We start from the raw sequence: 18,487 nt of genomic DNA, 5'->3' as shown, positions 1-18,487 counted from the left end.
CATACTGATCTCCATGAGCACCCGTCACATCCTCCTCGGGCTGCTCGTCGCGGGGCCGAGCCATGGCTACGACCTCAAGCGGCGGCACGACGAGCGGTTCCCGCAGGCGCGGCCCCTGGCCTACGGGCAGGTCTACACGACACTGCAACGCCTGGTCCGTGACGGCCTCGCGGAGGTCGAGGGAACCGACTCCGACGGCGGCCCGGAGCGCACGCTGTACCGCTCCACGGACGCGGGCGCACGCGAACTGGCCCGCTGGGCCGAGGAGATCACCCCGCCCGCGCCGTTCGTCACGAACGAGATCTTCGCCAAGGTCGTCGTCGCGATCCTCGCGTCGGGGGACGCGGCCGCGTACCTCACGGCCCAACGCGCCGCGCACAAGGCGCGGATGCGGGAGCTGACCGCGGTGAAGACGGCGCCGGGCGCCGATCTCGCGACGGTGCTCTCGGCCGACTACGCCCTCAACCACCTTGACGCCGACCTCCGTTGGATGGCCACGACGGCGGCACGGCTCACCTCTTTGACCGCGGAGGTCGACACCGCATGACCCATCCTCTTCTGACGGGCCGCGATCTGCGCAAGGCGCACGGCTCCACCCCGGCGCTGCGCGGCGCCTCCGTCGAGCTGCACGCGGGCGAGATCCTCGCCGTGACCGGGGCCAGCGGCAGCGGCAAGTCCACGCTGCTGCACTGTCTCGCGGGGATCGTCCGCCCGGACTCGGGCACGGTCGAGTACGCGGGCGAAAGCCTGGGCGCGCTTGCGGAATCCCGGCTGAGCGAGCTGCGGCGCACGGAGTTCGGGGTGGTGTTCCAGTTCGGGCAGCTCGTCCCGGAACTGACCGCGATCGACAACGTGGCGCTGCCGCTGCTGGTCGCGGGCGTGGCCCGCCGGGCGGCGCGGGAACGGGCCGCCGAGTGGCTGGAGCGGTTCGGAGTGCTGGAGCAGCAGTCACTGCGGCCCGGCGAGATGAGCGGGGGGCAGGCCCAGCGGGTCGCCCTGGCCCGGGCACTGGTGACCGGGCCGAAGGTCGTGTTCGCGGACGAGCCCACCGGCGCCCTGGACTCCCTGGCCGGGGAGCAGGTGATGACCGCGCTCACGCGGGCGGCCCGAGCCTCGGGTACGGCGGTGCTGCTGATCACGCACGACGCCCAGGTGGCGGCGTACGCCGACCGTGAGGTCACGCTGCGTGACGGAGTCGTGGCGGAACAGGCCGCGGAGGTGGCGCGATGAGCGGGGAACTGCGTCTGGCCTGGCTGCTGACCCGCGGTTCGGACCGGCGGGAGTGGTGGCGGGTGCTGCTGACCGCGGTGGGCGCCGCGCTCGCCACCGGGCTGGGGCTGGCCGCCGCCGCGGTGGCCGCGCTACGGGGGCACCACCGGATAGCGCTCGCGAGCGGACTGCTGAACGACCCGGGCGAGCGCGGGGGCATCGTCCTGACGCTGCTCCTGCTGCTGGTGCCCGTGCTGGGCTTTCTCGCCCAGTGCGCCCGGATCGGTGCCGTGCACCGTGACCGGCGGCTGGCCCGGCTGCGGCTGGCGGGGGCCGCGCCGGGCCAGGTGCGGCGGATCGCCGCGCTGGAGGCGGGCCTGGCCTGCCTGGTGGGCTCGGTGCTCGCCGCGGCCTTCTCCGTGCTGCTCCTTTCACGCCGGTGGCCGGACGCGCCGGCGCTGCTGTGGGCGGCGTGCGCCCTGGCCGCCGTGGCGGTGCCGGTGCTCGGGGCGCTGGTGAGCGTGGTGGCGCTGCGGCGGGTGGTCGCGGAGCCGCTGGGCAGGGTGCGCCGGGTGCGCCCGCGAGCCGGGCGGGGCCCCGGCCCGCTGCTGCCGCTCGTGGCGTCGGGCCTTCTGATCGCCGGGATACTCGTGGCGCCGTCCTCCTTCGGCGGCTTCGCCACGGCCCCGGTGCTGGTGCTGTCCATGGTGGTCGGCACGGGAGTGTGCGCCGTCTGGCTGACCGGCATCACCTCCCGACGCGTCGGCCGCCGCCTCGCGGAACGGACCGGCGACCCCGCGGTGCTGATCGCGGCGGAACGGCTGCGCGACGACCCCTGGACCGCCGCCCGCACCCACGCGGCCGTGCTGCTGGTGACCGTCGTGGGGACCGGGTTCATGGGCGTGCGGCAGGTGCTGCTGGACATCCTGCGGCAGCGCGACCCGGAGTCGTTCGCCGTGGACGTCTCCTTCTACACGACCGGTGTCGACCTGACCGGGGTCGCGCTGCTGCTGGCCCTCATGATCACGCTCTCCGGCCTGGCCGTGGGCACGGCCGAGTCGCTGGCCACCCGCCGTCGGGGGCTGGCCGCGCAGGCCGCCGCCGGGGTCCCGGCCGCCGTACTGGCCCGGGCGCTGCTCCTGGAGACCGCCCTGCCACTCGCGCCCGCGGTCGCCCTGGCGGGCCTCGGGGGCATGGGCGTCAGCACCTGGTACGCGCTCGTGGCCTATGGGGGCGGAACGTCCCTGCCGCTGGTGCCGCTGCTCGTCCCGTTCGTGGTGTACGCGGGCTGCCTGCTGGCGGCGGCCACGTCCCTGCCCCTGCTGCGCCGCACCCTCAGGCCGGCGGAGCTGCGTCACGCATGACACTTCCGCCGGCGCGTCCGGCCCCGGGAGCACAGGGGACTCCCGGGGCGGGACCGGCGGCGGGGCACACCCGAGCGGGCCCCGTACCCGAGGCGCGGGGCCCGCTCGGGGAACGCGAAGGCCCGGACCTCAGGCGGAGATGCCGTCGATCCGGGCCAGGGCGTCGTCCGCGCCGTACGGCTGCAAGTAGGGCAGCCAGCGCGGGTCCCTATGCCCGGTGCCGATGATGCGCCAGGCCAGACCGGTGGGTGGGGCGGGTTTGTGGCGGAGCCGCCAGCCGATCTCGAAGAGATGCCGATCGGCCTTGACATGGTTGCAGCGGCGGCAGGACGCCACCACGTTGTCCCAGGCGTGCTGACCACCGCGGCTGCGCGGAATGACGTGGTCGACGCTGGTTGCGACGCCACCGCAGTACATGCACCGGCCGCCGTCACGCGCGAAGAGCGCACGACGGGTAAGAGGAACGGGCCCCCGGTAGGGAACCCGCACGAATCGCTTCAGCCGGACCACGCTGGGTGCGGGGACAGTGACGGTTGCGCTGTGCATGTAGGCGCCGGACTCCTCGAGGCATACGGCCTTGTTCTCGAGGACGAGGACGAGCGCGCGGCGGAGCGGTACGACGCCGAGTGGCTCGTACGACGCGTTGAGGACCAGGACGTGCGGCACGGATGCCTCCTTGTACGCCGGCGGCGCGTGGCTCGCGCCGGGACGATCTGCAGCCAGTCTCCCCTCATGCCTGGTGGAAGCGCCACCATGTCCCGGTAACGGGCTGGGAGTGTTTTCGACCACACCGAAAGCATCCCCCGTTGCGCGCCCCCTTACTTCCCCAGGTGAGCACGGTCTCTCCTCGGGACATCGGCCGGATCCCCACACGATGCCCCGTTAGTGTGGTGCTCCTGCCGTCCGGTGACCTTCCCGTGACCTCGGTCACGGGAGCCGGAGGCAGAGGCTGCACCGCACCTGGAGGTTCCTGTCGTGTCCTTGCCCGCCCTATCGGCCGCCGGCGCCGCGCCGGCCCCGTCGCCCTCGCAGACGACGGCTCCGGCGGTTCCCACGCTCCAGGACGCCCAGCAGAGCGCGACGAACGCCGCAAGCTGGGTCGAGCAGAACTGGTCGACGTGGCTCGCGATCGGTCTCAGAGTCGTACTGATCCTGGTGGTCGCGGCGGTACTGAGAGTGGTGGTGCGGCGGGCGATCACCAAGCTGATCGAGCGCATGAACCGCACGGTCCAGGCGGTGGACGGCACCGCGCTCGGCGGGCTGCTGGTCAACGCGGAGCGCCGCAGGCAGCGCTCCCAGGCGATCGGCTCGGTGCTGCGCTCGGTGGCCTCGTTCCTGATCATGGGGACGGCCGCGCTGATGGTGCTGTCCACCTTCCAGATCAATCTGGCGCCGCTGCTCGCCTCCGCCGGTGTCGCGGGCGTGGCGATCGGTTTCGGCGCCCGCAACCTGGTGACGGACTTCCTGTCCGGGGTGTTCATGATCCTGGAGGACCAGTACGGCGTCGGCGACGTCATCGACGCGGGCGTGGCCTCCGGAGAGGTGATCGAGGTCGGCCTGCGCGTGACGAAGCTGCGCGGCGACGGCGGCGAGATCTGGTACGTCCGCAACGGCGAGGTCAAACGCATCGGCAACCTCTCGCAGGGCTGGGCGACGGCCGGGGTGGACGTGACCGTCCGCGCGAGCGAGAACCTGGACCGGGTGAAGGCGACCCTCGACCAGGTGGCCGAGCGCATGAGCAAAGACGAGCCCTGGAACGAGCTGCTGTGGGGCCCGATCGAGGTGCTCGGCCTGGACAGTGTGCTGCTGGACTCGATGGTGGTCCGCGTCTCGGCGAAGACGATGCCGGGCAAGGCCCTGGCGGTGGAGCGCGAGCTGCGCTGGCGCGTCAAGCGGGCCTTCGACGAGGCGGACATCCCCATCGTGGGCGGCGCCACGGCCCCGGTGGACGGGGAGCCTGCCGATCCTACGGCCACGCTGGCGCCGCCGTCGGCGTACGCGAACACCGCCTCGCCGCAGTCGGAGGCTGCGGCCCCGATCCCGCCGGTGCGGCCACCGGCGAAGTAGCGGTCACACGAAGGCGGCTCCCGGGTGCTCCGGGGGCCGCCTCTCGGCGTTTCCGGGGGCTTCCCGGGGCCGCCTCGCGGTGCGTCCGGAGGCCGCCTCATGGTGCGTCCGGGGGCCGCCTCGCGGTGCGTCCGGGGGCCGCCTCGCGGTGTGTCCGGGGGCCGCCTCACCGTGCATCCCGGGGAGGTAACGACTTGGTTGCCACCCGTGGCCGGTATTGACGCCCCCGTGACACCGGGCCTACTTTCCTCTCACCAATAGTAAACTTTCCTAACAGTGATCTTGGAGGGCCGGCCGGCCATGGGCGGGCCTGACGGTTCACCCGGTGGACTTCCCGGCGGCCCCGCTGCGAAGCTGGGCCGCTGAAAGGCAGGTGGCGACACACATGGCAGGATCCGCCGGTACGCCGGGCACCCCGCGCGTGCTGCGCGCCATGAACGACCGCGCCGCCCTCGACCTCCTCCTGGAGCACGGTCCGCTCAGCCGCACACGCATCGGCAAGCTCACCGGCCTGTCGAAACCCACCGCCTCCCAGCTCCTCGCCCGCCTCGAAGCCGCCGGGCTCGTCCTGATGACCGGCACCAGCGAGGGCCGCCCGGGGCCGAACGCCCAGCTGTATGTGGTGAACCCGGCCGCCGCCCATGTCGCCGGCCTCGACGTCACCCCCGAGCGCATTCTCGCCGCCGTCGCCGACGTCACCGGCAGGACGGTCGGCCGGTACGAGCTGCCCACCCCAGGCCGCCGCCCGGCCCGGCCCGTCGCCCGGCAGGTCACCGACGCCCTCGGCGGGGCCGTGAAGGCCGCCGGGCTCGCCGTCTCCGACGTGCACCGGGTGGTCATCGGCACCCCCGGCGCCTTCGATCCCACCACCGGCCGCCTCCGCTACGCCTCCCACCTGCCCGGCTGGCACTCCCCGACATTGCTCGAGGAACTCGCCGCCGCCCTGCCGATGCCCGTCGAGTACGAGAACGACGTCAACCTCGTCGCCCTCGCCGAGCAGCGGCTGGGCGCGGCCAGGGGCCACGACGACTTCGTCCTGCTGTGGAACGAGGGCGGTCTCGGCGCGGCGCTCGTCCTCGGCGGACGGCTGCACCGCGGCTGGACCGGCGGCGCCGGCGAGGTCGGCTTCCTGCCGGTGCCCGGCGCGCCCCTGGTCCGCCAGGTGACCCGGGCCAACAGCGGCGGCTATCAGGAACTGGCAGGCTCCCAGGCGCTCCCCGGGCTGGCCCGCGAACTCGGCGTCGAGGACGTGCCCACCGGCCCGTACACGGAGGTCGCCGCCACCCTCGTCGCCCGGGGCGCCGACAGCGCCTCGGGCCCCCCACGGCGCCTCCTCCAGACGTACGCGACCCGGCTCGCCACGGGTCTCGCCGCGCTCGTCTCCGTGCTCGACCCCGAACTCGTCGTCCTCAGCGGCGCCTCGCTCACCGCCGGGGGCGAGCCGCTGCGGGCCCTGCTCCAGGCCGAACTCGAGGAGCTGGCCGCCTCCAGACCGCGCCTGATCCTCGGCGACGTACGCGAACACCCCGTGCTGCGCGGCGCGCTGGAGAGCGCCCTCGCGACCACCCGCGACGAGGTCTTCGACACCTCGCGCTGACCTCTCACAGCCGACCCCTCGCCCTCTTTCCCTCACCGCCCCGCCCGCCCCAGGGAGACCCAGCCATGCCCGAAGTGTCCCGGAAAGCAGCTCTCGCTGTTGCCGCCTCCGCCTCCATAGCGCTCCTGGCCACCGCCTGCACCGGCCAGTCGGACTCCGGCGCGAGCGACGACGCCTCCAAGGAGACGACGATCAACTTCTGGCACGCCTGGAGCGCGCCGAACGAGGTGAAGGCCGTGACCTCGCTGATCGACGGCTTCGAGAAGGCGCGCCCCAACATCCATGTGAACGTCGTCGGCAACATGACCGACGACAAGATCAACCAGGCGCTGCGCACGGGAGGCGACAAGGCGCCGGACGTGATCTCGTCCTTCACCACCAACAACGTGGGCAAGTTCTGCTCCTCGGGCGCGCTGGTCGACCTCAACCCCTTCTTCGAGAAGTCCGGCATCGACCCGGAGACGACGTTCCCGAAGGCGATGAACGAGTACACCCGGTTCGACGGCAACCGCTGCACGGTTCCCCTGCTGGGCGACGCCTACGGGCTCTACTACAACAAGGACGCCTTCGCGAAGGCGGGGATCAAGAACCCGCCGAAGACCTGGTCCGAGTTCGAGGCCGACGCCAAGAAGCTGACGATCCCCGACGGCGACGGCTACAAGCAGCTCGGGTTCATGCCGGACTACCACGGCTGGGAGACGACCACCGAGCACTACTTCGCGCAGTTCTCCCCGGCGTACTTCGACGCGAACGGCAAGTCGAACATCACCAAGGACCCGGCGTTCACCAAGGGATTCACCCTCCAGAAGCGGCTCGTCGACGAACTCGGCGGCTACCGGAGGCTGGAGAAGTACCGCGCCACCCTCGGCGACGAGTGGGGCCCCAAGCACCCCTTCCACACCGGGCAGGTCGCCATGCAGCTCGACGGCGAGTGGCGCCTGGGCATGGCCGAGGAGGCCAAGCCGACGTTCGGGATCGGGGTCGCCCCGCTGCCCGTACCCGACGACCAGGTGAGCCGGTACGGCAAGGGCTACATCACCGGCACCATCGCCGGCATCGCCGCCACCAGCAAGAAGCAGAACGCGGCCTGGGAGCTGGTGAAGTACATGACCACGGACACCGACGCCGTGGTCGGCTTCGCCAACGACATCCACAACGTGCCCTCCACGCTGGCCGCGCTGAAGTCCCCCGAGCTGAAGTACGACCCGCGCTTCAAGACGTTCCTGGACATCGCGGCGAACCCGGACTCCACCACGACTCCCGCCTCGATCAACGGCGGCCAGTACCTGGTGACGATCCAGCAGTTCGGCTACGACTACGAGAGCGGCAAGGAAAGGGATCTCAAGGCGGGCCTCGCGAAGACGGCACGGCAGATCGACACGGACATCGCGCAGGCAAAGTAGCCATGAGCACGATCACCCTCGCGTCCAAGCGCCGCAGGGCGGCGCTTCGCACCGCCGCCTTCATGTCGCCCTGGCTGATCGGATTCGCGGTCTTCTTCGCGTACCCGCTGCTGTCCACCGTCTATTTCTCCTTCGTGCACTACGACGGCTTCCGGCCGCCGACCTGGAGCGGGACGAAGAACTGGGCATATGTCTTCCAGAGCTACCCGCTGTTCTGGCCCGCCCTGCGCAACACCCTGTGGCTGGTCCTCGTGACCGTCAGCCTGCGGGTCGTCTTCGGGCTCGGCGTGGGCCTGCTCGTCACCAAGGTCAAGACGGGCACGGGCGTCTTCCGCACCCTCTTCTACCTGCCCTACCTGGCCCCGCCCGTGGCGGCCACGATGGCCTTCGCCTTCCTCCTCAACCCGGGCACAGGACCGGTCGACTCGATCCTGGAGAAGGCCGGCATCCCCGCGCCCGGCTGGTTCAACGACCCCGCATGGTCCAAGCCGGCCCTGACCCTGCTCGCTCTGTGGGGCGTCGGTGACCTGATGGTCATCTTCATGGCCGCGCTGCTCGACGTGCCGAAGGAGCAGTACGAGGCGGCGGAGCTGGACGGGGCCTCGCCCCGGCAGCGCTTCCGGTACGTCACGCTGCCGAACATCTCCCCGATCGTGATGTTCGCGGTGGTCACCGGGGTGATCCAGACGATGCAGTACTACACGCAGCCGCTGATCGCCGGAAAGGTCGCATCGGGCGTCATCCAGGGCGCGGGCACCCAGTTCGAGCCCGGCTACCCGGAGAAGTCCACGCTCACCCTCCCCCAACTCGTCTACAACCTCGGCTTCCAGCGCTTCGACTACGGCTCCGCGTGTGTGGTCGCGCTGGTGCTCTTCGCCCTGTCGATGGTGTTCACCGCGTTCCTGATGCGACGCCGGGGCGGTCTCATCCAGGCAGGTGACTGACGATGACCCAAGTGCTGGACGCACCGGCCGAGTTGAAGGCCGCTCCCGCTTCCCCCGCCGAGCGGACCGCCCGCCGCAGGGCGCTCCTTGAGTGGATCGCCGTCCACTCCCTCGGCGTGGCCGCCGCCCTCTTCTTCACACTGCCCTTCGCGTTCGTGTTCCTGACCTCGCTGATGAGCGACAGCCAGGCACTCAGCCGCGACCTGATCCCCCACACCTGGGAGTGGGGCAACTACAGCAAGGTCTTCGACACACCCGGCTTCCTCACCTGGTGGAAGAACACTCTGATCTACGCGGGCCTGGGCACCGTCCTGACCGTCGTGTCGTCGATCCCAGTGGCCTACGCCCTGGCCAAGTTCCGCTTCCGGGGCCGGAACCTGGCGCTGATGCTGGTGATCGCGATGATGATGCTGCCGCCTCAGGTGATCGTCATCCCGATGTACCTGTTCTGGGCCAAGCAGCTGGACCTGTCGGGCACCCTGTGGCCGCTGATCATCCCGATGGCGTTCGGCGACGCGTTCTCGATCTTCCTGCTGCGCCAGTTCCTGACGACCGTCCCGAACGAGTACCTGGACGCGGCGAAGGTCGACGGCTGCGGAGACCTGCGCACACTGCTGAAGGTCGTCCTGCCGATGGCCCGTCCGGGCATCGCCGCCGTCGCGCTGTTCCAGTTCTTCTACGCCTGGAACGACTACTTCGGCCCGCAGATCTACGCCTCGGAGAACCCGGGCGCATGGACGCTCAGTTACGGCCTGGAGTCCTTCAAGGGCGCGCACCACACCGACTGGAACCTCACCATGGCCGCGACCGTGCTGGTCATGGCCCCCGTGATCCTCGTCTTCTTCTTCGCCCAGAAGGCGTTCGTCGAGGGCGTCACGCTCACCGGAGTGAAGGGCTAGCAACACATGAAACTCACCGTGGTCGGCGGAGGCTCGACCTACACACCCGAACTGGTAGACGGATTCGGGCGCCTGAGGGACACCCTGCCCGTGGAGGAACTGGTCCTCGTCGACCCGGCCGCCGAACGGCTTGAACCGGTGGGCGGGTTGGCGCGGCGCATCTTCGCCCGTCAGGGGCACCCGGGGCGCATCGTGACGACGGACGACCTGGACGCGGGCGTCGAGGGCGCCGACGCCGTGCTGCTCCAGCTGCGCGTAGGCGGGCAGGCCGCGCGGGAGCAGGACGAGACCTGGCCGCTGGAGTGCGGCTGCGTCGGCCAGGAGACGACCGGCGCGGGGGGCCTCGCCAAGGCGCTGCGCACGGTACCGGTGGTCCTCGACATCGCCGAACGCGTCCGCCGCACCAACCCCAGGGCCTGGATCATCGACTTCACCAACCCGGTGGGCATCGTCACCCGCGCCCTTCTCCAGGAGGGCCATCGGGCGGTGGGGCTGTGCAACGTGGCGATCGGCTTCCAGCGGAAGTTCGCCGCCCTCCTCGGCGTCGCGCCCGCCGACGTGCACCTCGACCATATGGGGCTCAACCACCTCACCTGGGAGACCGGTGTGCGTCTCGGCGGCCCCGCCGGGGAGAACGTGCTACCCAAGCTGCTCGCCGAGCACGGCGACGCGCTCGCCGACGATCTGCGCCTGCCGCGCTCCCTCGTCGACCGCCTCGGCGTGGTCCCGTCGTACTACCTGCGCTACTACTACGCGCACGACGAGGTCGTACGAGAGCTGCGCACCAAGCCGTCCCGGGCCGCTGAGGTCGCCGCCATGGAGCGGGAGCTGCTGCGGATGTACGCGGACCCCTCGCTCGACGAGAAGCCGGCGCTGCTGGCCAAGCGGGGCGGCGCCTACTACTCGGAGGCGGCCGTGGACCTCGCCGCGTCCCTGCTGGGTGGCGGGGGTTCGCCGTACCAGGTGGTGAACGCGTACAACAAGGGCACCCTGCCGTTGCTGCCGGACGACGCGGTGATCGAGGTGCAGGCGGCCGTGGGACCGCACGGACCGGCCCCCCTGCCGGTGGCCGCGGTGGACCCGCTGTACGCGGGGCTGATGGCGAACGTGAGCGCGTACGAGGACCTGGCGCTGGAGGCGGCGCTGCGCGGGGGCCGCGACCGGGTGTTCCGGGCGCTGCTCGCCCACCCCCTCATCGGGCAGTACGCATACGCCGACGCCCTCACCGACCAGCTGATCGCGCACAACCGGGAGCACCTCGCGTGGGCCTGACCGCAAGCGTCCTCGCCATCGACGCGGGCAACAGCAAGACCGACGCGGCCGTCGTGGCGCCCGGAGGCGAGGTGATCGGCACCGCCCGGGGCGGGGGGTTCCGGCCGCCGGCCGTGGGCGTCAAGACGGCCGTGGACGCCCTGGCCGGAGTAGTGGCACGGGCCTTCGCCGAGGCCGGGGTCACCTCGGTGGGCCATGTCTCGGCCTGTCTGGCCAACGCCGACCTCCCCGTGGAGGAGGAACGGCTGGCCGCCGCGCTGGAGGCACGCGCCTGGGGCGCCACCGTCGAGGTGCGCAACGACACCTTCGCCATCCTGCGGGCCGGCGTCGCCGAACCCCGGGGGGTGGCGGTCGTGTGCGGCGCGGGCATCAACTGCGTCGGCATGCGCCCCGACGGGCGCACCGCCCGCTTCCCCGCGATCGGCCGTATCTCCGGGGACTGGGGCGGCGGCTGGGGCCTTGCGGAGGAGGCCCTGTGGTGGGCGGCGCGCGCGGAGGACGGGCGGGGCGGCCCCACGGCCCTGGCCCGTACCCTGCCCGGACACTTCGGGCTCGCCTCGATGTACGCGCTGATCGAGGCGCTCCACCTGGACCACATCGCGCACGAGCGGCGGCACGAGCTGACGCCGGTGGTGTTCGCCACGGCCGTGGACGGCGATCCGGTGGCCCGCGCGCTCGTCGACCGGCTCGCGGAGGAGGTGGTCGCGATGGCGACGGTCGCGCTGACCCGGCTGGACCTCCTCGACGAGGAGGCCCCGGTCCTGCTCGGCGGCAGCATCCTGGCCGCCCGCCATCCCCAGCTCGACGACCGCATACGCGCGTTGCTGGCCGACCGCGCCCCCAAGGCGGTCCCCCAGGTGGTGACGGTCCGCCCGGTGCTCGGCGCCGCTCTCCTCGGCCTGGACCGTGTACGGGCCCCGTGGGAGGCCCATGTGCGGGTGCGGGAGCACTACGAAAACGGGGCGGGAGCCTGACCGCACCAGGGGAACCGAACGCCCGCACGTCGCGTATTCATGGGCAGGGGTGGTCTGACGGGGGCCCGCGAGCCCGGCGTTCCGCACAAACACTGCGATCCGGAAACAAGATCGCATAAAGGCCTGTTCGGATGCCGGTTCCGGCGGCGATACTTGCCGCCGTGCATCTGCGCCCGACCCCGCGCTCCGGGCGGAGGTGACCGACGGATGACCATGGGGGAGGTCAAGTGACACATCCGCAGAGGGTCGGCGCTCCACCGGCGACACCCGTGACACCGCCCGCCACGCCGTCCGTGGCGCCGGCACCGCGCCGCACGGCCTTCGCCGAGGGCGCGGATCGGCTGCGGGCCGCCGCGACCACCGAGCCCGGCCGGCTGCGCGTCATCGGCGCCGCCCTGGCCCTGCTGATCGTCGCCTTCGGGGCCGTCACCGCCTGGCAGATGACCGACCGCTCCCACGCCGCCGACGACGTGCTGCACAGCAGCCAGCCGTTGAGCGCCGGCGCCGCCGACATCTACCGCTCCCTCGCGGACGCCAACACGGCGGCCGCCGGCGGCTTCCTGTCGGGCGGTCAGGAGCCCGCCTCGACCACCAGGCGGTACGAGAAGGACATCGAGACCGCCGCCGCGGGGCTCGTCACGGCGGCCGCCGGTGCCGAGCCCGGCTCCCCCGCCGCCGACACCATCGCCAAGCTCAACAAGCTGCTCCCGCGGTACAAGGGGCTTGTCGAGCGGGCCCGCGCCAACAACCGGCAGGGCTTCCCGGTGGGCGGCGCCTATCTGCGGGCGGCCAACGAGGTGATGCGGGGGCAGATGCTCCCCGCCGCGCAGGACCTGTACACCAAGGAGAACCAGCGGCTGCGCTCCGACTACGCGGACGCGACCCCGCAGCCCTGGTTCGCCCTCGTCCTCGGTGTGCTCGCGCTCACCGCCCTCGGCTGGGCCCAGCGGCGCCACTTCCTGCGCACGAACCGGGTGCTGAACCAGGGCCTGGTCGCCGCCACCGCCGCCTGCGCGATCGTCCTGATGTGGCTGGTGGTCGGCCACAGCGTCGCCCGCGCCGGGCTCGACTCCTCCTACGACCACGGTGTCCGCTCGCTGAACGTGCTGCACGACGCGCGCATCGCCTCCCTGAACGCCCGGGGGAACGAGAACCTGACGCTGGTCAGCCGGGGCGCCGAGACCAAGAAGCTGCCCAACGGGAGGGTCGTGGACGCCTACGACTACGCGTACGCGCAGGACATGAAGGCGCTTTCCGCCGGTCTCGCCGAGGCCGGGTCCCTCGCCGACGACCAGGCGGGCAGAGGGCCCGTGACGGCCGCCACCGGCAATATGAAGGTCTGGCAGCAGCGCCACGAACAGGCGCGGGCCGCCGACGACGACGGCAACTACCAGGCGGCCCTGAACAAGGTGATCGGCTCGAAGGCGGACCAGCCGACCGGCGAGTGCTTCGACAGCGTGGACGCGAACCTGGCGAAGGCGCTGGACCACGAGAAGAGCGAGTTCCAGAAGGCGGCGGGCGACGGCCTGGACGCACTGACCGGACTCCCGCTGGGCGCGGCGGTCCTCGCGGTGCTGGGTGCGGCGGCCGCGGTGCTGGGCATCGGGCGCAGGCTTTCGGAGTACCGGTGAGAGCGTTCGGAGGACGGGCGAGAGCCGAAGGACCGGCGAGAGGAGGAGCGGCGATGATCGGACGCCGCCTGAGGGCGAGCCTGAAGGGCTGGGGCGGGGTGAGCGCGATGCTCGTCGCCTGCGCCCTCGCATTGGTGTTCGCGCTGTCACTGCCGCTCGCCCGCGCGAGCCGGGACGGCTCCACGGGCACCGGCGGCCAGGGCCTCGCCGAGGCCACCCAGGCCAAGGCGGACGACTGCGGCGGCCACCCCGAGCGGATGAGCCCACCGCCGTCCGGCGACGAGAGCGGCCCGAAGGTCCGCGACATCATCAGGCGCGGCTACCTGTCGGTGGGCGTCGACCAGAACAGCTACCGCTGGGGCTACCGCGACCCCAACAACCGGGGCGGCGATCTGGAGGGCTTCGACATCGACCTCGCCCGCGAGATCGCCCGCCGCATCATCGGCAGCCCGAACGCCGTCCGCTTCCACGCCATTCCCACCAACCAGCGCATCCCCGCCATCAAAAGCGGGCAGGTGGACATGGTGGTGCGCACCATGACGATCACCTGCGACCGGCTGGACGAAGTCGCCTTCTCCGACCCGTACTTCGTCACCGGCCAGCAGGTGCTGGCGCCGAAGGCGTCCGGCATCACGGGCTACGACAAGTCCCTGGCGGGCAGGAGGATCTGCTCCGCGGCGGGCTCCACGGCCAACACCAGGCTGATCGAGGACAGGAAGTCCGGCAGGCTCGCCGCGTCCGCCGACATCTCCACCACGGTCCCCAACCAGCTCGACTGCCTGGTCAGACTCCAACTGGGCGAGGTAGACGCGGTCGTGACCGACGGCGCGCTGGCCGCGAGCCAGGCGGCCCAGGACCCGACCGTCCAACTCAAGGGGAAGCCCTTCACGACCGAGTACTACGGAGTGGCGATGAACAAGGAGGCCGTGGACCTGGTGCGGCGGGTCAACCAGGTGCTGGTGGACTACCTCGGGAGCGGCTGGCAGACCTCGTACACCAAGTGGCTGTCCCCGACGCTGGGACCCGACTCGGCGTCCGCGCGGCCACCGGCCTCCTGACCGACGCAAGCGACCTGGTACCACTGGAGAGTTGACCCGGCGCACAGGAACCACGCGCGGGCACGACGAGAGCGAGAGGTGATCGATGGGCGTCACGGGACCCACCGGGCCGGTGATGGACCGGGACGAGGTGGACCGTGCGCTGGCGCGGCTCGGCGCGGAGCACGAGGCCATAGAGACCTCGCTCCTCGCCCTTCAGGACCACGCGGGCCGCAGACTCCTCGAAGGCGCCGAGCTGACCGGTGTCACCAAGGAGCGCTGGACGTCGACGGAGGCGTCGATCACCTTGCTCTGGGCGTATTTCGACGCCTACACGGACGCCCTGCGCACCGCGCGCGTCATCCGCGACCGTCGGCGCTGGTCCAGCCGCGAGGACCTGGCCGAACTGACCGAGTTGCTGCGCGGCGCGAGCGTCACCGTCGCGGGCGGCGCCACGGCGGCGGCGTATGCGCCGACGGTCGCGGGCACCGGCAGGCTGAGCGAACGGTTCACGCTGGCCGAGCTCGTGGAACGGATGAACGAGCTGTACGCCTCCTCGCTCGACATGGTCGTCGCCGCCGACGCGGTGTGGTCGGCGCTGCCCGCCAGGATCGATTTACTGGCCGCGGAGCTGCAACGCACCCGCCGGCTCGCGCACTCCGTCGGCGTGCGCCCCGGCGAGCACCCGGCGGGCGACAACCTGGAACGGATCACACGCACGCTGACCAGGCTGCGTGAACAGGTGATCTCCGACCCGCTGGCGTACTGGGTTCCCACGCAGGGCAGTTCGGCGCCCGGCGGCGGCCGGCCGGACACCACGACCTACGACCGCGAGGCACGCGCCCTGGAGGACGTACGCCGGGAGATCGACGCGGTGTTGACGGTACGTCAGGACGCCGAGGCGCGGCTGGTCAAGCTGCGCGACGTACTCAGCCGCGCGGATCGCACGCTCGCGGAGGCGCGCAGTGCGCGCGGTGAGGTCCTCGCGAAGATCGCCGCCTCGGAGGTGCCCGTGGTCAGCGGCCCGCCGACCGCGCTCCAGGAGCAGCTGGCGACCGCCGCCGAGTACCGCAGAAACGCCCAGTGGCACCGCCTGTCGCCGCTGCTGGAGTCCCTGGAGCAGCGGGCGGAGGACGAACTGATGCGCGCCAGGGAGTCGTTGACGGCGGTCACCGCGCCCCTCGCGGTCCGCGCCGAACTGCGCGGCCGTCTCGACGCGTACAAGGCGAAGGTCGCCCGGCACGGGCTCGCGGAGGACCCGCTGCTGACCGAACGCTACGACACGGCCCGCCGCATGCTGTGGAGCGCGCCCTGCGACCTGCGGGTCGCCGAGCAGGCGGTGTTGCGCTACCAGCGGGCGGCCGCGGAGACGCTCGGCCAGCGCGTTCCCCGGCAGGGCGAACCGGCCGACCGGAGGGGGGAAGCATGAGTCAGGCGGCGCGGAAGTGCCAGCGGCCGGGCTGCGAGGGCTCGTACGAGGACATGGGCGGCGGCGAGCTGTACTGCGACATGTGCGGTCTGGCACCGGTCGTCTCGGCCAAGGGGGTGGCGGGCGCGGGGGCCGCGGGCGTCACAGCGGGCGGCAGTGGCTCACGGGGCTCGGAAAGCGGCGCCTCGCGGCCCACTTCCCGTACGTCGTCCCGGTCGTCCCGGTCGTCGCAGTCCCGGCGCTCGGTGTCGGGACGGCTGACGGGCGGGCCCACCGGCCGGTCCGTGTCGGTGCGCAGCTCCGGCTCGGCGAGCGGGAGTTCCGGGCGCAGCCGGCTCGGCCTCGGCCTGGTGCAGGTCCCGGGCGTACCGCGGCCCGACCCCCGGGCCATGGTGCTGGACAACCCCGAGGTCCCCGAGCGCAAGCGGTTCTGCTCGCGCTCCGACTGCGGCGCCCCGGTGGGGCGCGCCCGCGGCGACCGCCCGGGACGCACGGAGGGGTTCTGCACCAAGTGCGGCCACCCGTACTCGTTCGTGCCGAAGCTGCACGCCGGGGACATCGTGCACGGCCAGTACGAGGTCATGGGCTGCCTCGCGCACGGCGGGCTCGGCTGGATCTACCTGGCGGTGGACCGCGCGGTCTCCGACCGGTGGGTGGTGCTCAAGGGCCTGCTGGACACCGGTGACCAGGACGCGATGGCCGCGGCGATCTCCGAGCGGCGGTTCCTCGCGGAGATCGAGCACTCCAATATCGTGCGCATCTACAACTTCGTGGAGCACCTCGACCAGCGCACCGGCTCCCTCGACGGCTACATCGTCATGGAGTACGTCGGCGGCAAGTCGCTGAAGGAGATCGCCAACGAGCGGCGCACACCGGACGGGCGACGCGATCCGCTGCCGGTGGAGCAGGCGTGCGCCTACGGCATCGAGGCGCTGGAGGCGCTCGGGCATCTGCACAGCCGCAACCTCCTCTACTGCGACTTCAAGGTCGACAACGCGATCCAGACCGAGGACCAGCTCAAGCTGATCGACATGGGCGCGGTGCGCAGGATGGACGACGACGAGTCGGCCATCTACGGCACGGTCGGCTACCAGGCGCCGGAGGTCGCGCAGGTCGGCCCGTCGGTGGCGAGCGACCTCTACACGGTCGCGCGCACCCTCGCGGTGCTCACCTTCGACTTCCCGGGCTACACCACCGTGCACGCGGACTCGCTGCCCGAACCCGACACCGTCGAGGTCTTCCGCCGGTACGAGTCGTTCTACCGGCTGCTGATCCGCGCCACCGACCCGGACCCCGCCCGCCGGTTCGCCTCCGCGCAGGAGATGTCGGAACAGCTGACCGGGGTGCTGCGGGAGGTCGTCGCCCTCCAGACGGGCCGGCCCCGGCCCGCCCTGTCGACGCTGTTCGGACCGGAGGTAAGGGTCACGGACACCGAGTTGTTCCCGCGCCTGGACAGCGAGGTGTCGCGGCTCGGGGCGAGGGTGGTGTCGGCACGACGCGGCAGCAGCGCCGGGGCCGGGGGTGCGCTCGCGGCCACAGGGCCCGTCGCGCCGCCGTCCGCCGCCGTCGTCCCGCCATCCCCCTCTCCCGCGCCCTCCGCGGCCGTTGCCGCCTCTCCCGCCTCCGTCGCCGGCCCGGGAGGGGCCGGGGCGCGGGGCGGCGGAGCGGTCGACGCCTCGGCTGCCCGGCAACCCGGTCCCCCGGTCGTGGTCAAGGCGGTCGACACCGCCGCCGCCGCGCTCGCCCTGCCGGTGCCCCACGTCGATCCCGGCGACCCCAACGCGGGTTTCCTCGCCGGTCTCATGACCTCCGCGCCCGCCGAGCTGATCACCGCGCTGCACGCCGCACCGGCGGCCTCCCCGGAGCTGCGGCTGCGCGAGCTGCGGGCCCGCCTGGAGATGGGCGAGACGGACAGCGCCGGGCGGGCGCTCGCGGCCCTGGAGGCGGACCACCCCGACGACTGGCGGGTCGTCTGGTACCGCGGAGTCACCGCGCTCGTCACCGGCGACCACGAGGCCGCCGCGCTCTCCTTCGAGGCGGTCTACGACGCCTTTCCCGGCGAGCCCTCGCCCAAGCTGGCCCTCGGCCTGTGCGCGGAGGTCCTCGGGCAGCTCGACAACGCGGCCGAGTACTACGGGCTCGTGTGGACCACCGACCCCAGCTTCGTCAGCGCGGCCTTCGGCCTGGCCCGCGTCCAGTTCGCGGCCGGCGACCGCCGCGGCGCCGTACGCACTCTGGAGTCCGTGCCCGAGGCGTCCATCCACTACACCGGGGCCCGCGTCGCCGCCGTACGGGCGCGGCTGCGGCAGCGTACGAACCAAGGGCCCGACCCCAACTTCCTGGACGACCTCGTGGCCGCGGCGGGGCAGGTCCAGGCGCTGGAGGCGTACGGCCTGGACGCCGTACGCCGCGAGCAGTTGTCCACAGAGGTCCTCGGCTGTGCCCTGGACTGGGTACTCTCCGGTAGCCAGAGCTCCGCGCCGTCCGCGCCCTCCGCGGCGGGTGGGCGGGCGCTGCTGGGCAGTGATCTCGACGAGCGCGGCCTCCGCTTCGGCCTGGAGCGCTCCTACCGGACGCTGGCCAGGCTTGCGCAGGGCGGCGAGGAGAGGATCGACCTGGTGGAACGGGCCAACCGTTACCGCCCCCGGACGTGGGTGTGAT

Annotated in this window: 15 protein-coding genes; 14 read left to right on the top strand and 1 reads right to left on the bottom strand. The window is 72.2% G+C overall.

Annotated elements, in window-relative coordinates:
* Positions 1–13: 13 nt before the first annotated feature.
* The 3 genes from ABZ823_RS01655 to ABZ823_RS01645 are packed head-to-tail and all read left to right on the top strand — an operon-like array spanning position 14 to position 2,573.
* A complete protein-coding gene (locus ABZ823_RS01655; protein ID WP_361652503.1) occupies positions 14–547 on the top strand; it encodes a PadR family transcriptional regulator in 534 nt (177 codons plus the stop codon).
* The gene (locus tag ABZ823_RS01650) at positions 544–1,230 is read left to right on the top strand and encodes an ABC transporter ATP-binding protein (protein ID WP_361652501.1); all 687 of its coding nucleotides are present in this window, start codon (positions 544–546) and stop codon (positions 1,228–1,230) included. The genes ABZ823_RS01655 and ABZ823_RS01650 overlap by 4 nt, the downstream gene beginning before the upstream one ends.
* Positions 1,227–2,573: an ABC transporter permease gene (locus ABZ823_RS01645; protein WP_361652499.1), complete on the top strand. Its 1,347-nt coding sequence runs from the start codon at positions 1,227–1,229 to the stop codon at positions 2,571–2,573. Before ABZ823_RS01650 ends, ABZ823_RS01645 begins: the two co-directional genes overlap by 4 nt.
* 129 nt (positions 2,574–2,702) lie before the next feature.
* On the opposite strand, the gene ABZ823_RS01640 is transcribed toward ABZ823_RS01645, so the two are convergent.
* Complete coding sequence (locus ABZ823_RS01640; protein WP_361652497.1) at positions 2,703–3,239, bottom strand: HNH endonuclease; 537 nt, start codon at positions 3,237–3,239, stop codon at positions 2,703–2,705.
* A gap of 309 nt (positions 3,240–3,548) precedes the next feature.
* Between ABZ823_RS01640 and ABZ823_RS01635 the strand changes: the two genes are divergently transcribed.
* From ABZ823_RS01635 to ABZ823_RS01585, 11 genes are all read left to right on the top strand, one after another.
* The gene (locus ABZ823_RS01635) at positions 3,549–4,640 is read left to right on the top strand and encodes a mechanosensitive ion channel family protein (RefSeq protein WP_361652495.1); all 1,092 of its coding nucleotides are present in this window, start codon (positions 3,549–3,551) and stop codon (positions 4,638–4,640) included.
* 385 nt (positions 4,641–5,025) lie between these two features.
* Positions 5,026–6,237, top strand: a complete 1,212-nt coding sequence (locus ABZ823_RS01630; RefSeq protein ID WP_361652493.1) for an ROK family transcriptional regulator — start codon at positions 5,026–5,028, stop codon at positions 6,235–6,237.
* A gap of 65 nt (positions 6,238–6,302) precedes the next feature.
* Positions 6,303–7,640 carry an ABC transporter substrate-binding protein gene (locus ABZ823_RS01625; protein WP_361652491.1) on the top strand — a complete coding sequence of 446 codons (1,338 nt, stop codon included), beginning with the start codon at positions 6,303–6,305 and terminating at the stop codon, positions 7,638–7,640.
* Positions 7,641–7,642: 2 nt separating this feature from the next.
* Positions 7,643–8,584, top strand: a complete 942-nt coding sequence (locus tag ABZ823_RS01620; protein WP_361652489.1) for a sugar ABC transporter permease — start codon at positions 7,643–7,645, stop codon at positions 8,582–8,584.
* A 2-nt stretch (positions 8,585–8,586) separates the two neighbouring features.
* Entirely contained in the window at positions 8,587–9,483 is an 897-nt protein-coding gene (locus ABZ823_RS01615; RefSeq protein ID WP_361652487.1) for a carbohydrate ABC transporter permease, read from the top strand.
* Between the two features lie 6 nt (positions 9,484–9,489).
* Positions 9,490–10,755, top strand: a complete 1,266-nt coding sequence (locus tag ABZ823_RS01610; RefSeq protein WP_361652485.1) for a 6-phospho-beta-glucosidase — start codon at positions 9,490–9,492, stop codon at positions 10,753–10,755.
* Positions 10,746–11,729, top strand: coding sequence for a BadF/BadG/BcrA/BcrD ATPase family protein (locus ABZ823_RS01605; protein WP_361652483.1), 984 nt, complete (start codon positions 10,746–10,748; stop codon positions 11,727–11,729). Before ABZ823_RS01610 ends, ABZ823_RS01605 begins: the two co-directional genes overlap by 10 nt.
* A 227-nt stretch (positions 11,730–11,956) precedes the next feature.
* Positions 11,957–13,360 (top strand): hypothetical protein, encoded by a 1,404-nt coding sequence (locus tag ABZ823_RS01600; RefSeq protein ID WP_361652481.1) that lies wholly within the window; start codon positions 11,957–11,959, stop codon positions 13,358–13,360.
* A 53-nt stretch (positions 13,361–13,413) separates the two neighbouring features.
* Positions 13,414–14,418 carry a glutamate ABC transporter substrate-binding protein gene (locus ABZ823_RS01595; protein ID WP_361652479.1) on the top strand — a complete coding sequence of 335 codons (1,005 nt, stop codon included), beginning with the start codon at positions 13,414–13,416 and terminating at the stop codon, positions 14,416–14,418.
* An 85-nt stretch (positions 14,419–14,503) separates the two neighbouring features.
* Positions 14,504–15,826: a hypothetical protein gene (locus ABZ823_RS01590; protein WP_361652477.1), complete on the top strand. Its 1,323-nt coding sequence runs from the start codon at positions 14,504–14,506 to the stop codon at positions 15,824–15,826.
* A complete protein-coding gene (locus ABZ823_RS01585; RefSeq protein ID WP_361652475.1) occupies positions 15,823–18,486 on the top strand; it encodes a tetratricopeptide repeat protein in 2,664 nt (887 codons plus the stop codon). Before ABZ823_RS01590 ends, ABZ823_RS01585 begins: the two co-directional genes overlap by 4 nt.
* Position 18,487 lies beyond the last annotated feature (1 nt).

The organism is Streptomyces sp. NPDC047079 (assembly GCF_040643755.1).
Taxonomy (GTDB): domain Bacteria; phylum Actinomycetota; class Actinomycetes; order Streptomycetales; family Streptomycetaceae; genus Streptomyces.
The sequence above is the reverse complement of the archived record's forward strand: the minus strand, read 5'-3'. Positions and strand labels throughout refer to the sequence as shown.